Here is a 15576-nt window from a genome sequence, read left to right as displayed (position 1 = left end):
TGACCGGTTAAGCTGCGTGAACTCTCAGGTTAATGGCACGTCCAGGGGTATTGACAGGTTTCAACCATCGCCGTACGGTCCAATTCGCTTATCCGGTTCAGTTGGTCCAGCGCCGACCGGCCGGGAGGGGTCCGCCGCCGGGGCGTCTCGACCTTGAGGGGGTCGGACGATGCTGGGGGGCCGCGTCCGCGGGGGGCGTCGGCGGCGGTCCCGTTCCGGCCGTGCGGAATCCGGCCGGGTCAGTACGAACCCGGCTGGATGACCTCTTCGCCCTCGTCCTCGGGCTCGTCGAACCGGGCGTAGAAGTCGTCGAGGTCCGACTCCCGCAGCGGCATCGCCTCCGCCCGGCCCAGCCTGTTCCGCTCGGCCAGGCGCGCCAGCAGCTCGGCCCGCGACACCGGGAAATACAGCAGCCGCCACTGCCCGCCGGCCTTCTCGATCAGGTGCTTCCACTCGTCGCGATCGGCCCGCGACCAGATGCCCAGGTCGAGCGCCACGTCATGACCGAGGGCGAGCTCCCGCACCATCCGCTCCCGGATCTCCTGCACGGCCGGCTCGTACAGCGAGAAGTATTCCGCGGCCGGATAGTCCACGGCGTACTGGCCGTGCCGCTCGTAGATGAGCTCGTCGACCGACAGCCGGACCGCGCCGGCCGGCTCGAGGACGCGTGCCGAATACGTCGTCTTACCCGCGCCGGTGAGCCCGACGAGGAGATGGACCAGCGGCGTTCTCAGTCCGGCACCCGGCGGTAGGCGCCGTCGCTGGCGCTGGTCGCCATCGAGGCGTAGGCCCGCAGCGCGGCCGAGACCGGCCGCTGCCGGTCGACCGGCGAGAAGGGCTTTTCCCGCTGCTCCTGGGCGTGCCGGCGGCGGGCCAGCTCGTCGTCGCCCACGTTCAGCGTGATGGACCGGCCGGGGATGTCGATGGTGATCTCGTCACCGGTCTCGACCAGCGCGATCAGGCCGCCGGACGCCGCCTCGGGGGAGATGTGGCCGATGGACAGCCCGGAGGTGCCGCCGGAGAACCGGCCGTCGGTGATCAGCGCGCAGGCCTTGCCCAGCCCGCGGCCCTTGAGGAACGACGTGGGGTAGAGCATCTCCTGCATGCCCGGGCCGCCGCGCGGTCCTTCGTACCGGATCACCACGACGTCGCCCTCGACCACCTGCTTGCCGAGGATGCCGGCGACCGCGGCGTCCTGGCTCTCGAAGACCCGGGCCCGCCCGCTGAACTTCCACAGCTCCTCGGCCACCCCGGCGGTCTTCACCACGCAGCCGTCGGGCGCCAGGTTGCCGAAGAGGATGGCCAGGCCGCCGTCCGCCGTGTACGCGTGCTCGACCGACCGGATGCAGCCCTCGACCGCGTCGGTGTCCAGCGTCGCCCACCGGTTCTGAGTGGAGAACGGCTGCGTCGTGCGGACCCCGCCCGGCGCCGCGTGGAACAGCTCGAGCGCCTCCTCGGAGGCCTTGCCGCCGCGGATGTCCCAGGCGTCGAGCCAGGTGCTCAGGTCGGGGGAGTGCACCGCCCGGACGTCACGCCGCAGCGCACCGCCGCGGTCCAGCTCGCCCAGCAGGGCCGGGATGCCACCGGCCCGGTGCACGTCCTCCATGTGGTATTTCGGGCTGTTCGGCGCGACCTTGGACAGGCACGGCACCCGGCGCGAGACCGCGTCGATGTCGGAGACGGTGAAGTCGAGCTCCGCCTCGCGCGCCGCGGCCAGCAGGTGCAGCACCGTGTTGGTGGACCCGCCCATCGCCACGTCCAGCGCCACCGCGTTCTCGAAGGCGTCGCGGGACGCGATCGCCCGGGGCAGCACCGAGGTGTCGTCGTTCTCGTAGTACTGCTTCGCGATGTCCACGACCAGCGCGCCGGCCCGCTCGAAGAGCGCCTTGCGCGCGGCGTGCGTGGCCAGCGTCGAGCCGTTGCCCGGCAGCGCCAGGCCGATCGCCTCGGTCAGGCAGTTCATCGAGTTGGCGGTGAACATGCCCGAGCAGGAGCCGCAGGTCGGGCAGGCCGACCGCTCGATGGTGTCGAGCTGGGCGTCGGTCACGTTCTCGTTCGCGCTGGCGCTCATCGCGTCGACCAGATCGAGCTTCTCGTGCACCACGCCCTCGATGGCGATCGTCTTGCCGGCCTCCATCGGGCCGCCGGAGACGAAGACCGTCGGGATGTTCAGCCGCAGCGCGGCGATCAGCATGCCCGGTGTGATCTTGTCGCAGTTGGAGATGCAGACCAGGGCGTCGGCGCAGTGCGCGTTCACCATGTACTCCACCGCGTCGGCGATCAGCTCGCGGCTGGGCAGCGAGTACAGCATGCCGCCGTGGCCCATCGCGATGCCGTCGTCGACGGCGATGGTGTTGAACTCGCGCCCGACCCCGCCCGCCTCGGCGATCGCGTCGGCGACCAGGCCGCCCATGTCCTTGAGGTGGACATGCCCCGGCACGAACTGGGTGAAGCTGTTGGCAATGGCCACGATCGGCTTGCCGAAGTCGTCGTCGGTCATGCCGGTGGCGCGCCAGAGGGCACGCGCGCCGGCCATCGTCCGACCGTGGGTCGAGGTCCGGGAGCGCAGTTCAGGCATCCCCACAGTCTGCCACCGTCACCGCTCAACCGACCGTGTGGTCCACAGCACGGGACGGCTGAGCAGTGACGGGCAGAAACCGGACTCGTGTAAACGCGAAAGATCCGGCACAGTGTTGTCGTGCATTCACCGTCCGGCGTGGAGCTGGCCGGGCTGGCGAGCCTTGTGATCGCGGTCCCGGCCGTTGCCCTGCTGGCAAAATGGGGACGAAAGCACACGGGAGCCGCGCGCCGGGCCCACCAGCTGCTCGCCGCCGGCAGCGCTCTCGTCTCGGCCGCGGCGCTGGCCGGGGTGATCAGCGGGCTGATCGAGCCGCATCACGTGTCCCACGAGCCCCGCACGCTGCTCGGCAACACCATGGCCGCCGCGATGGCGCTCGGCACCACCACGCTGCTGGCCGGCACGGTCCTGCTGCCCGGGTCGGGCAAGACCCGCGGCACGATCCTTCGCAACCTCTGCGACGGCGCGATCGTCGCGGCGGCGCTCTGCTTCGTCGGCTGGGTGCTGATCGCGCCGCCGACCCGGGTCTTCGGCGACACGTACATCTGCGTGGCGCTGCTCATCCCGGCGGTGGTGGGCACGCTGGCGATCGGCCTGACCGTGGTCCTCGCGCTGCATGCGCACCGGCCGCGGAACGGAACGGTGCGGGTGGCGCTCGGCGTGACCCTGGTCGCGATCTCGGCGCTGCTGCTCTCCGGGGGCATCTGCCGGCAGAACGATCTCGCGGTTCTCGCCGGCGGGCTGGCGCTGCCGGCCGGGCTGTTCGTGGTGGCCCGGGCCGTGCAGATCGTCGACCGGCCGGTGCGGCCCACCGGCGACGCGATCCAGCGGGGCAACGCGTTCGCCTTCGTGCCGGTGCTGGCGATCATCGGCGCGGCCGTCTACCACGTGTGGGCCGGCGGCTCGATCGATCCCGCCGGGATGGCCGCCGCCAGTGTCGAGGGCCTGCTGCTGGTGACCCGGCAGTATCTGGCGCTGACCGACGTGAAGCGCTACACGCTGCAGCTCAAACAGAGCGAGAAGCACTTCCGTGAGCTCGCCCACACCGACCCGCTGACCGGCCTGGCCAACCGCCGCGGCCTGGTCCGGGCACTGCGCGATCCGTACCCGGACGGCCGCCCCGCCGAGCCGGGCCCGCTGAGCCTGGTCGGCATCGACCTCGATGGCTTCAAGACGGTCAACGACATGCGCGGGCACGACGTGGGCGACGCGGTGCTCGCCGAGGTCGGCGCTCGGCTGCGGCGCAACCTGCTCTCCGGCGACGTGCCGGCCCGGCTCGGCGGCGACGAGTTCGCCGTGCTCATGCACGCCACCCCCGACGAGGCGATGCTGGCGGCGAAGCGCCTGCTCGCGGTGCTCGGCGAGCCGTACGAGGTGGACGGCATCTCGATCTTCCTGTCGGCCAGCCTCGGCGTCGCCGGGTGCCCGGGCGACAGCAACCGGCTGATCCGCGACGCCGATCTCGCCCTGCGCTACGCCAAGCAGCGCGGGAAGAACCGCGTCGAGCGCTACGAGGTCCGCTACGACGAGCTGCTGCAGCGCCGGAGCACGCTGGAGAACGAACTGCGGCACGCGATCGACCGCGACGAGCTGAGCCTGGTCTTCCAGCCCGTGGTGGCGTTGCCGTCGATGCGGCCGGTGGGCGCCGAGGCGCTGCTGCGCTGGCACCACCCGACGCTGGGCAACGTGCGGCCGGACGAGTTCATCCCGGTGGCCGAGGAGTCCGGGCTGATCAACCGCCTCGGGCACTGGGTGCTGCGGCAGGCGTGCCGGCAGCTGGCGAGCTGGCTGGTCGACGGGCACGACGTCTGGGTGTCGGTGAACCTGTCACCCAAGGAGCTGCACGCGGCGGACTACGCCGCGCAGGTGGCCGACGTGCTGAGTGAGCTGAACGTGCCCGCTCAGCGGCTGGTGCTCGAGGTGACCGAGCACGCCGTCGCCACCGACGTCGAGGAGCTGGTCAGGCGGCTCGGCGAGCTTCGCGCGACCGGCGTACGCATCGCCCTCGACGACTTCGGCGCCGGATACTCGTCGCTCGGGCAGCTGCGGACGCTCCCGATCGACATCCTGAAGATCGACCAGCGGCTGGTGGCCGAGCCCGAGTCGCGCACCGGCACCGCCGCGCCGCTGGTGGACGTGGTGGTCCGGCTGGGTCACCGGCTCGGCCTCGAGGTGCTGGCCGAGGGCATCCAGACGCCGGCCCAGCGTGCGGTCGTCGAGGAGGCCGGCTGCCGGCTCGGGCAGGGCTCGTTGTTCGGCTGGGGGGTGCCGGCCGAGCACCTGGCCGCCCAGCTGCGATCGCTGCGCCCGGCGATCGCGCCGAAGCCCACGCCGCTGCCGCGACCCGCGCCGCCGCCGGGCGCTACGGCGCGCAGCCAGGTGGTCATGCTCGGGCCCGGGATGCGGCAGCTGAGGGCCGTTCTGCCGGCCGAGCAGAGCGGGGAATCACCACCGAGTGATCAGAATGTGGGATCTGTTGACTCATCGCGTGAGATCGGGCAAGGTTAGCCGCATGTGTTTGTCGGTTCGAGTACTTATTTGAGCGCGCTGCCCGCCTCGTCGAGGTGACCAGCGCGCAAGGTCCCGTGCATCTGACGCACGAGGGCCTTTTTTGTTGCCCGGATCCAAACACCCCAGCCCTTTGACCCGAAGGTTTCAGCGATGACGAGACCACCCACTCCCGAGACCCTCGCCCACCGAGCCAACCCGGCCACCGTGGCGGCCGCCGCCGGACAGCACGGAGTAGTCGCGAGCCCCGCGCCGACCACCGGCGCCGGCTCGCTCGTGCGGTCCCTCGAGGCTCTCGGCGTCGAGGTGGCCTTCGGCATCCCCGGGGGCGCGATCCTGCCCGCGTACGACCCGCTCTACGACTCGAAGGTCCGGCACATCCTGGTCCGCCACGAGCAGGGCGCCGGTCACGCGGCGACCGGCTATGCGCAGGCCACCGGCAAGGTCGGCGTCTGCATCGCCACCTCCGGCCCGGGCGCGACCAACCTGGTCACGCCGATCGCGGACGCCTACATGGACTCGGTGCCGATCGTCGCGATCACCGGCCAGGTGGCCCGTCCGGCGATCGGTACGGACGCCTTCCAGGAGGCGGACATCCAGGGGATCACGCTGCCGATCACCAAGCACAACTTCCTGGTGCAGAACGCCGAGGAGGTGCCGCGGATCATGGCGGAGGCGTTCCACCTGGCGGCGACCGGCCGGCCCGGCCCGGTGCTGGTCGACATCCCCAAGGACGTGCTGCAGGCGCAGACCACGTTCTCCTGGCCGCCCACTCTCGACCTTCCCGGCTACCGCCCGACGCTGCACCCGCACGGCAAGCAGATCCGCGAGGCGGCCAAGCTGATCGCCCAGGCCCGGCGCCCGGTGCTCTACGTGGGCGGCGGCGTCATCAAGGCCGGCGCCACCGAGGGTCTGCGCAAGCTGGCCGAGCAGACCGGCATGCCGGTGGTCACCACGCTGATGGCACTCGGCTCCTTCCCCGACTCGCACCCGCAGCACCTGGGCATGCCCGGCATGCACGGCACGGTCCCCGCGGTGTACGCGCTGCAGAAGTCCGACCTGCTGGTCGTGCTGGGCGCCCGCTTCGACGACCGGGTCACCGGCAAGCTCGACTCCTTCGCGCCGGACGCGAAGGTCGTGCACGCCGACATCGACCCGGCCGAGATCGGCAAGAACCGGCACGCCGACGTCCCGATCGTCGGCGACGCCCGGCACGTCATCGACGAGCTGATCGCCGCCGTCGGGACTGGACCATCAGCCGGCGCCGGCGCGTACCAGCAGTGGTGGGCGCAGTTGAACGACCTGCGCGAGCGCTACCCGCTGGGGTACGACGAGCCGACCGACGGCACGCTCTCCCCGCAGTACGTGATCGAGCGGATCGGCAAGCTGGTCGGCCCGGACGCGATCTATGTGGCCGGGGTCGGGCAGCACCAGATGTGGGCGTCGCAGTTCATCTCCTACGAGAAGCCGGGCACCTGGCTCAACTCCGGCGGCGCCGGGACCATGGGTTACGCGGTGCCGGCCGCGATGGGCGCCAAGGTCGGCCGGCCGGACACGGCGGTGTGGGCGATCGACGGCGACGGCTGCTTCCAGATGACCAATCAGGAGCTCGCCACCTGCGCGCTGGAGGGCATCCCGGTCAAGATCGCCGTCATCAACAACGGCAACCTCGGCATGGTGCGGCAGTGGCAGACCCTGTTCTACGAGGGCCGGTACTCCAACACCGACCTGGGCACCCATAAGCACCGCATCCCCGACTTCGTGAAGCTGGCCGAGGCGCTCGGCTGCATCGGCCTGCGCTGCGAGTCGGCCGCCGATGTGGACAAGACCATCGAGGCCGCCATGGCGATCAACGACGCCCCGGTGGTCATCGACTTCACCGTCGGCAAGGACGCGATGGTGTGGCCGATGGTCGCGGCCGGCACCAGCAACGACGAGATCATGTTCGCCCGGGACGTCCGTCCCACCTTCGAAGAGGACGACCTCTGATGACCAAGCACACGCTGAGCGTGCTCGTGGAGAACAAGCCGGGTGTGCTGGCCCGGGTCAGCGGCCTCTTCTCCCGGCGCAGCTTCAACATCGACTCCCTGGCGGTGGGCGAGACGGAGAACCCGGACGTCAGCCGCATCACGATCGTGGTCAACGCCGAATCCTCACCCCTGGAGCAGGTGACCAAGCAGCTCAACAAGCTGGTGAACGTCCTGAAGATCGTGGAGCTGGACCCGCAGCAGTCGGTCCAGCGGGAGCTTCTGCTGGTCAAGGTGCGTGCCGATCGCGCGCAGCGAGCCCAGGTGCTCGAGACCGTCGAGCTCTTCCGCGCGAAGGTGATCGACGTCGCGCCGGACACCCTCACCATCGAGGCGACCGGCAACCCGGACAAGCTCGACGCGTTGCTGCGCGATCTGGAGCCGTACGGCATCAAGGAAATGGTGCAGTCCGGCCTCGTGGCCATCGGCCGCGGTTCCCGCTCCATCACGACCGGCCCGGCGCTGCGCGCCGCCTGACACACAGAAACCTAGAGGGAAGTCATGCCAGCGGAAGTTTTCTACGACGACGACGCCGACCTGTCGATCATTCAGGGACGCAAGGTCGCCGTGATCGGGTACGGCAGCCAGGGCCACGCGCACTCGCTGTCGCTGCGCGACTCGGGCGTCGACGTGGTGGTCGGCCTGAAAGAGGGCTCCAAGAGCCGGGCCAAGGCCGAGGAGCAGGGTCTCACGGTGAAGACCCCGGCCGAGGCGTCGGAGTGGGCCGACGTGATCATGGTGCTGGCGCCGGACACCGCGCAGCGCAAGATCTACAACGAGTCGATCGCCCCGAACCTGACCGCCGGCAAGGCGCTGTTCTTCGGCCACGGCCTCAACATCCGCTTCGGCCTGATCGAGCCGCCGGCCGACGTGACCGTCGCGATGGTCGCCCCGAAGGGTCCGGGACACCTGGTCCGCCGCCAGTACGTGGACGGTAAGGGCGTGCCCTGCCTGGTCGCGGTCGAGCAGGACCCGACCGGCGAGGGCCTGGCCCTGGCGCTGTCCTACGCGGCGGCGATCGGTGGCGCCCGCGCCGGCGTGATCAGGACCACGTTCAAGGAGGAGACCGAGACCGACCTGTTCGGTGAGCAGGCGGTCCTCTGCGGTGGCACGGCGGCGCTGGTGCAGACCGGCTTCGAGGTGCTCACCGAGGCCGGGTACGCGCCGGAGATCGCGTACTTCGAGTGCCTTCACGAGCTCAAGCTGATCGTGGACCTGATGTACGAGGGCGGCATCTCCCGGATGCGCTACAGCGTGTCGGACACCGCCGAGTTCGGCGACTACGTCAGCGGCCCGCGCGTGATCAACGCCAACACCAAGGCCGAGATGAAGAAGATCCTCGCCGAGATCCAGTCCGGCGAGTTCACCCGCGCGCTGATCGCCGACGACGACGCGGGCGGCCCGGCGCTCACCAAGTACCGTGAGGAGGGCGCCAAGCACCCGATCGAGGTGACCGGAAAGAAGCTCCGCGACATGATGTCGTGGGTCGACCGGCCGATTACCGAGACCGCTTGATTCGACCGAGGTAAAGCGCCCGGTGGGAACTCCTACCGGGCGCTTTGCGTGACCGGATGATTACCTGAAACGCGGCCGTTACGTGCTGCTTACCTGGTCAGCGCCGTTGCCGAATTGTCGAGGCAAGGCACTCGGGGAGGGTGCATTCGTCGGTTAGCCTCGCCGCATGCGACTGGCTGATTCCTTCCGGAGTGAGCGCTTCGGCGCGGTCCGGATTCACGAGCTGCAACGGGTGATCGAGCTCGACTCGGGCGCCCTTGCCGACACGCTCGGCGTGTCGGGTGGTAGCCGTATCGTCGGGCCGGAGGCCCTGCGCGCCGTCGAAACGCAATTGGTCGTCATCGTGCCGTGCATGAACGAGACCCGGAGTGTCATCGAGGGCGTGCTCTCCGGCATTCCGCACGACTGTCTGATCGTTCTGGTGTCGAACAGCGATCGGGGCCCGGTCGACCGGTACGAGATCGAGGCGCAGACCGTCGAGCAGTTCTGCCGCCTCGCCGGGCGGTCCGCGATCACCGTGCACCAGCGCGATCCCGGCGTGGCGGCCGCGTTCAAGGCCGCGGGCATGGACGAGCTGATCGACGACGCCGGCCTGATCCGGGCCGGCAAGGGCGAGGCGATGCTGGTCGGCATGGCCGTCGCCGCGATGACCGGTCGCCGGTACATCGGTTACGTGGACGCGGACAACTACGTGCCGGGCGCGGTGCACGAGTACTGCAAGGCGTACGCGGCGGGTCTGGCCCTGGCCGAGTCGCCGTACTCGATGGTCCGGATCTCCTGGCACTCCAAGCCCAAGCTGCGCGACGGCCGCCTGTTCTTCAGCCGCCGCGGCCGCAGCTCCGAGGTCACCAACGAGTGGCTCAACCGCTTCCTGGCCGAGTATTCGCACTTCGGCACCGAGGTCATCGCGACCGGCAACGCAGGCGAGCACGCGATGAGCCTGGAGCTGGGCCTCAAGCTGCGGCTGGCCGGTGGGTTCGCGGTGGAGCCGTACGAGTACGTCGACCTGTTCGAGCAGTTCGGCGGCATCCTCGAGAGCCCGCATCCGGAAGTGATGGCCAGCTCCGTCCCGGTGCTGCAGATCGAGACGCGCAATCCGCACTTCCACGACAACAAGGGGGAGGAGCACGTCGTGAGCATGCGGATGCAAGCGCTCAACGTGCTTTACCACTCGCAGATCACCCTGCCCGCGGTGCGGCAGGCGATTCTCGACTTCATGGTGTCGCAGGGTGCGCTGGAGATCGGGCAGGAGCCGCCGCGCGAGCGGGTGTATCCGCCGGTCGGCACGCTCGCGCTGGACCTGCTCTACGACGCGCTGGACGCCGAGGCGCAGACCTTCTGCCAGCTCGACGGCCGGGCCGCGGCGGGCCTGCCGGCGTCCCCGCCGATCGAACGAGATCGAATCCCGGTCTGATCGAGTGCTGCTGCGGCCCGGTTACCCGTGTGTGACTGCGGTCATTGTGGGATGACCTCCCACGGTGGCCGCAGTCGCGTCTAACATCCGAATTCCCCAGCATTCGGATGGAGACGCATGAGCGCCGTAGTCCTGATCGCGGAGGAGCTGGCCCCGGCCGCCCTCGACGTCCTGGCCACCGACTTCGACGTCCGGCACGTCGACGGCGCCGACCGGTCCGCGCTGCTGGCGGCCCTGCCGGAGGCCGACGCGGTGATCATCCGCAGTGCCACCACGATCGACGCCGAGGCGCTCGCCGCGGGGCCGAAACTCAAGGTCGTGGCCCGTGCCGGGGTGGGGCTGGACAACGTGGACGTGCCCGCGGCCACCGCCCGCGGTGTGCTCGTGGTCAACGCCCCCACCTCCAACATCGTCTCGGCCGCCGAGCAGGCCATCGCGCTGCTGCTCGCGGTGGCCCGGCACACGGCGAGCGCCAGCGCGTCGCTCAAGAACGGCGAGTGGAAGCGGTCCAAGTACACCGGCGTGGAGGTGCAGGGCAAGACCGTCGGCGTGGTGGGGCTGGGCCGGATCGGAGTGCTGTTCGCGCAGCGGATGGCCGCCTTCGGCACCCGGCTGATCGCGTACGACCCCTACGTGCAGCCGGCCCGGGCAGCGCAGCTCGGGGTGCGGCTGGTCGGACTCGACGAGCTGCTGCGGGAGAGCGACTTCATCTCGGTGCACCTGCCGCGTACCCCGGAGACCCTGGGCCTGATCGGCGAGCGCGAGCTCGCCACCGTGAAACCGTCGGTACGCATCGTGAACGCGGCTCGCGGCGGCCTGATCGACGAGCAGGCGCTGGCCGACGCGCTGGCCGAGGGCCGGGTGGCGGGCGCCGGCGTCGACGTCTTCGTCAAGGAGCCGGTCACCTCGTCGCCGCTGTTCGGCCTGGACAACGTCGTGGTCACCCCGCACCTGGGCGCGTCGACCGCGGAGGCGCAGGACAAGGCGGGCCTGTCGGTGGCTCGCAGCGTGCAGCTGGCGCTGCTCGGCGAGTTCGTGCCGGACGCGGTGAACGTGCAGACCGGCGGCGTCGTCGACGAGCAGGTCCGGCCGCTGCTGCCGCTCGCCGAGAAGCTCGGCAAGGTGTTCACCGCGGTGGCCGGGCACGTCGCCGCCGGGGTGACCGTCGAGGTCCGCGGCGAGGTCGCCGGGCACGACGTCACCGTGCTGCGCCTGGCGGCGACCAAGGGACTCTTCGCGTCGATCGTGGAGGAGCGCGTCACCTACGTCAACGCGCCGCAGTTGGCCGCCGAGCGGGGTGTCGAGGTCGAGCTGGTGACGGTGGACGAGCCGACCGACCACGTCAACCTGGTGACGATCCGCGGCGCGCTGCCGGACGGCCGCAGTGTCAGCGTCGCCGGCACGGTCACCGTGACCGGCTCGCGGGAGGTCCGCCGGCTGACCGAGGTCGACGGCTTCGACCTGGAGCTCGGGGCCGAGGGGGTCCTGCTGTTCTTCCGGTATGCGGACCGGCCCGGCGTCGTCGGCTCGATCGGGTCGATCCTCGGCGAGCACGGCGTGAACATCGCGGCCATGCAGGTGGCGCGTCGTGAGGCGGGCGGCGAGGCGCTGATGACGCTGACCGTGGACTCCTCGGTGGACGCGGACCTGCTCTCCGCCGCGGCGGAAGCGATCGGCGCCTCCCGGGCCAGCCTGGCGGACCTCAGGGTCGAGTAGCGCGGACCGGCGGCGGGTACACCGTGCCGTCCTGCAGATCCAGCAGATCCAGGTTCAGCTCGCCGGCCAGCCGCTCGATGCGCTCCAGCACCTCGTCCGGGCAGTCCTCGTCCAGCCGCATCTTGATGTGGTCGGCGGCCGCGTGCAGCGGCGCGCCGGCCCAGGGCGAGCCGGGCTCCGTGGCGCGCGGACCGCGGTCCGGGTATTCGGAGGTCAGGGCGTCATAGAAGGCGACGACGCGCGGGTCGGCGGGGCGCTGCGGATGATCGCCACGCGCGCATCGGGCGTTGGCCGCCCGCACCGCGTCCGGCATATCCGTCTTGTCCATGGCCCACACCACGAGGTCGAAACTCACCGGCGCATGGTGCCATACCGGCCGTCGCATCCGTTGATCCGTGAGCCGACACGCGGTGGATGCCGTCCACCCTTGACCGGACTAAAGGCAAAAGCCGTCCACAGCCCCGCCGCCACCCTTGACCGGACTAAAGGCAAAAGCCGTCCACAGCCCCGCCGCCACCCTTGACCGGACTAAAGGCAAAAGCTGTCTTGCGCGTAATTGGTCCGCATAGCTAGCGTTGGTCCTGCCGCGCTTCGTAGCGGTGGACTCGTCTTCGGGTGACGGGCCCGCCGCCACGCCGCGGCTAGCACCCCCCGGCGGGCGCGAGCCACGCGATTCGTCACTACAGCCCCTTGGTCGTTGCCGCGGCCAGGGGGTTGTTTGTTTAACGTCCATTAAGTGAGACCCGACGACCGAAGATCGGGACACGCGACTACGCTGGCCGGGTCGGATCGAGTGGGGAGCAGACGTGAGCGTGGCGCGGATCGCGGTGGTGGCCGGCGACGGCATCGGGACCGAGGTGACCGCGCAGGCCCGCAAGGTGATCGACGCCGTCCTGCCCGGCGTCGAGTGGTCCGACTACGACCTGGGCGCCCGCTTCTACAACCGCACCGGCGAGGTCCTCCCACAGACGGTCGAGGACGAGCTGGCCGGCCACGACGCGATCCTGCTCGGCGCGATCGGCGACCCGAGCGTGCCGCCCGGCGTGCTCGAGCGGGGCCTGCTGCTCAAGCTGCGCTTCGACTTCGACCAGTACGTGAACCTGCGCCCCAGCAAGCTCTGGCCCGGCACCACCAGCCCGCTGGCCGGCGTCAAGCCCGGCGAGATCGACATGGTGGTGGTCCGCGAGGGCACCGAGGGCCTCTACGTCGGCGCCGGCGGCGTGCTGCACCAGGGCACCCCGGCCGAGATCGCCACCGAGGAGAGCCTGAACACCCGGCACGGCGTCGAGCGGGTGATCCGCGACGCCTTCGCCCGCGCCCAGCGCCGCGAGCGGCGGCATCTCACGCTCGTGCACAAGACCAACGTGCTGACCAAGGCCGGCGGCCTCTGGATGCGCACGTTCCAGACGGTGGCCGCGGAGTTCCCCGACGTCACCACGGAATACCAGCACGTCGACGCGGCCAGCATGTTCCTGGTCAGCAACCCGCAGCGGTACGACGTGGTGGTGACCGACAACCTCTTCGGTGACATCCTCACCGACATCGCCGCTGCCGTGACCGGCGGCATCGGCATGGCCGCGAGCGGCTCCGTCAACCCGGAGCGCCGCTACCCGTCGACGTTCGAGCCGGTGCACGGCTCCGCGCCGGACATCGCCGGCCAGGGCATCGCCGACCCGGCGGCCGCCATCCTCTCCGCATCGCTGCTGCTCGAGCACCTCGGGCACGACGACGCGGCCCGTCGAGTAACCGGGGCGGTCGCGGCCGAGGTCGCGTCCCGGGTTCCGGGCGCGCCGCTGCGCACCGCCGAGGTCGGTGACCGGGTCGCCTCCGCGGCCTGATCTTTCCCCGTACTCCCTTCTCCGCACTCCCTTCACCCGATCGTTCTTAACGAACGTTCGGGGTAGATTCGTGCTCACTCAAACTTTCAGAAAGCAGGTCACGTGCCATGAGTGGTGGTGACAACCTCGCCCATCCCGAGGATTACTTCGAGATCCGTCCGAACCCTGCGCCGGTGAGCGACGCCGAGCGCGCCGCGCTCCTGGCGAACCCCGGCTTCGGACGGATCTTCTCCGACCACATGGTCACCATTCGGTACGCCGACGGTAAGGGCTGGTACGAGCCCAGGGTCGAGGCGCGCGCGCCGATCCCGATGGACCCGGCGACCGCGGTGCTGCACTACGCGCAGGAGATCTTCGAGGGCCTGAAGGCGTACACCATGCCGGACGGCGGCGTGGCGATGTTCCGGCCGGACGCCAACGCGGCCCGGTTCGGCGAGTCGGCCCGGCGCATGGCGATGCCGGCGCTGCCGGAGGCCACGTTCCTCGAGTCGCTGCGGCAGATCATCACGATCGACCGGCAGTGGATCCCGCAGACCGAGGACGGCAGCCTCTACCTGCGCCCGTTCGCGTACGCCAGCGAGGTGTTCCTCGGCGTGCGGCCGGCGATGGAGTATCTCTACCTGGTGATCGCGTCGCCGGTCGGCCCGTACTTCGCCGGCGGCGTCAAGCCGGTCACGGTGTGGGTCACGCCGGACTACACGCGGGCGGCGCCCGGCGGCACCGGCGCGGCCAAGTGCGGCGGCAACTACGCGGCCGGTCTCTCCGCCCAGGCCGAGGCGATCGAGCACGGCTGCGAGCAGGTCGTCTACCTGGACGCGGTGGAGCGCCGCTATGTGGACGAGCTCGGCGGCATGAACGTGGTCTTCGTGATGGACGACGGCAGCCTGGTCACGCCGCCGCTGACCGGCACGATCCTGCCGGGCATCACCCGCGACTCGATCATCAAGCTGGCGCACCGGGCCGGCCGCCGGGTCGAGGAGCGCGCGGTGAGCTTCGACGAGTGGCGCGACGGCGCCGCCTCGGGCCGGATTCGCGAGGTCTTCGCCTGCGGGACGGCCGCGGTGATCACCCCGATCGGCGCGGTCCGCTCCCAGGAGGGCGAGTTCCGGGTCGCCGACGGCGGGGCGGGTGAAGTCACGATGGGCCTGCGTCAGGAACTGGTCGACATCCAGCGCGGCCGGGCCGAGGACCCGTTCGGCTGGGTGCACAGGGTGCTCTAGCCGACTCTGTGCTCTAGCCGTCTTCCAGCAGGTGGTCGCGCATCGCGGCCACCTGCTCGTCGGTCACGCCGATCGACCGGACGTACTCCTCGACCGAGCCGTGCCGTGCCCGCAGATCCGACAGGAACAGCAGCATCGCGCCGGGCGGCGAGTCGAACATGTGCTCGTTGCCCTCGACCGCCGCCGGGTTGTGCACCTTGAGGTACTCCACCAGCCCCTGCATGGCCGTGGTGGTCAGCGCGTAGTCCTCGGCGATCAGCTTGTCCGACACCCCGAGCAGGGCCAGGGTCAGGGCCAGCGTCACACCGGTGCGGTCCTTGCCGGCCATGCAGTGCACGACCACGGGCGCCGCGGCCGGGTCGGCGATCACCGACAGCGCGCCGTGCAGCGCCTCATGGCCCTCGTCGATGAAGTTGAGATAGCGGTCGGCCATCCACCGCTCGCGGTCGATGTCGTCCTGCCGCTCGAGGTCCTCCCACGCGACGTGCTTGAGCACCAGGTTGCGATAGGTCAGGCCCTCGTAGTCCCGGACCCGGCCGTGCTTCTCCACCTCGTTGACCCGCCGCAGATCGATCACGGTCTTCACACCCAGAGCCTCGAACGTGTCCCAGTCGGCCCCCTCGAGCCGGTGGATCGTGTCGGTCCGGAACAGCCTGCGCCAGCGGACCGTCCGGCCGTCCAGACCCGGGTAACCGCCGACGTCGCGGAAGTTGTAAGCCGTCGAGAAGGACACGTTCCGGGTGTGGGGGGTGTCGGTCAC

12 protein-coding genes are annotated in these 15576 nt (G+C 70.4%); 8 read left to right on the top strand and 4 right to left on the bottom strand.

Annotated features, from left to right (window positions below):
- Positions 1-239: 239 nt before the first annotated feature.
- Positions 240-722 carry an ATP-binding protein gene (locus AB0M20_RS00910; RefSeq protein WP_364291627.1) on the bottom strand — a complete coding sequence of 161 codons (483 nt, stop codon included), beginning with the start codon at positions 720-722 and terminating at the stop codon, positions 240-242.
- An 8-nt stretch (positions 723-730) separates the two neighbouring features.
- Positions 731-2578, bottom strand: coding sequence for a dihydroxy-acid dehydratase (gene ilvD, locus AB0M20_RS00905; RefSeq protein ID WP_364291588.1), 1848 nt, complete (start codon positions 2576-2578; stop codon positions 731-733).
- A gap of 120 nt (positions 2579-2698) precedes the next feature.
- Here ilvD and AB0M20_RS00900 point away from each other — a divergent pair, with 120 nt between their 5' ends.
- From AB0M20_RS00900 to serA, 6 genes are all read left to right on the top strand, one after another.
- Positions 2699-5086: a bifunctional diguanylate cyclase/phosphodiesterase gene (locus AB0M20_RS00900; protein ID WP_364291586.1), complete on the top strand. Its 2388-nt coding sequence runs from the start codon at positions 2699-2701 to the stop codon at positions 5084-5086.
- 153 nt (positions 5087-5239) lie between these two features.
- On the top strand, positions 5240-7075 hold the full coding sequence (locus AB0M20_RS00895) for an acetolactate synthase large subunit (protein WP_364291583.1): 1836 nt from the start codon (positions 5240-5242) through the stop codon (positions 7073-7075).
- Positions 7075-7590: an acetolactate synthase small subunit gene (gene ilvN, locus AB0M20_RS00890; RefSeq protein WP_364291580.1), complete on the top strand. Its 516-nt coding sequence runs from the start codon at positions 7075-7077 to the stop codon at positions 7588-7590. Before AB0M20_RS00895 ends, ilvN begins: the two co-directional genes overlap by 1 nt.
- Before the next feature lie 24 nt (positions 7591-7614).
- On the top strand, positions 7615-8628 hold the full coding sequence (gene ilvC, locus AB0M20_RS00885; protein ID WP_364291577.1) for a ketol-acid reductoisomerase: 1014 nt from the start codon (positions 7615-7617) through the stop codon (positions 8626-8628).
- Positions 8629-8794: 166 nt separating this feature from the next.
- The gene (mpgS, locus tag AB0M20_RS00880; protein WP_364291574.1) at positions 8795-10042 is read left to right on the top strand and encodes a mannosyl-3-phosphoglycerate synthase; all 1248 of its coding nucleotides are present in this window, start codon (positions 8795-8797) and stop codon (positions 10040-10042) included.
- Between the two features lie 117 nt (positions 10043-10159).
- A complete protein-coding gene (serA, locus tag AB0M20_RS00875; RefSeq protein ID WP_364291571.1) occupies positions 10160-11758 on the top strand; it encodes a phosphoglycerate dehydrogenase in 1599 nt (532 codons plus the stop codon).
- On the opposite strand, the gene AB0M20_RS00870 is transcribed toward serA, so the two are convergent.
- The gene (locus AB0M20_RS00870; RefSeq protein WP_364291568.1) at positions 11745-12113 is read right to left on the bottom strand and encodes a hypothetical protein; all 369 of its coding nucleotides are present in this window, start codon (positions 12111-12113) and stop codon (positions 11745-11747) included. The genes serA and AB0M20_RS00870 overlap by 14 nt on opposite strands.
- Positions 12114-12570: 457 nt before the next feature.
- On the opposite strand from AB0M20_RS00870, the gene AB0M20_RS00865 reads away from it, so the two are divergent.
- Both AB0M20_RS00865 and AB0M20_RS00860 read left to right on the top strand, forming a co-directional pair.
- Positions 12571-13596, top strand: coding sequence for a 3-isopropylmalate dehydrogenase (locus tag AB0M20_RS00865; protein WP_364291624.1), 1026 nt, complete (start codon positions 12571-12573; stop codon positions 13594-13596).
- A gap of 107 nt (positions 13597-13703) precedes the next feature.
- Positions 13704-14816 carry a branched-chain amino acid aminotransferase gene (locus AB0M20_RS00860; protein ID WP_364291565.1) on the top strand — a complete coding sequence of 371 codons (1113 nt, stop codon included), beginning with the start codon at positions 13704-13706 and terminating at the stop codon, positions 14814-14816.
- Between the two features lie 13 nt (positions 14817-14829).
- Here AB0M20_RS00860 and AB0M20_RS00855 read toward each other — a convergent pair.
- Positions 14830-15576, bottom strand: a 747-nt coding sequence (locus tag AB0M20_RS00855) for a tyrosine-protein phosphatase (protein ID WP_364291562.1), incomplete at its 5' end; no start/stop codon positions are given.

It is taken from the genome of Actinoplanes sp. NPDC051633 (assembly GCF_040681735.1).
In the GTDB taxonomy this organism is placed as follows: domain Bacteria; phylum Actinomycetota; class Actinomycetes; order Mycobacteriales; family Micromonosporaceae; genus Actinoplanes.
This window is presented reverse-complemented; position numbering and strand designations above follow the sequence as displayed.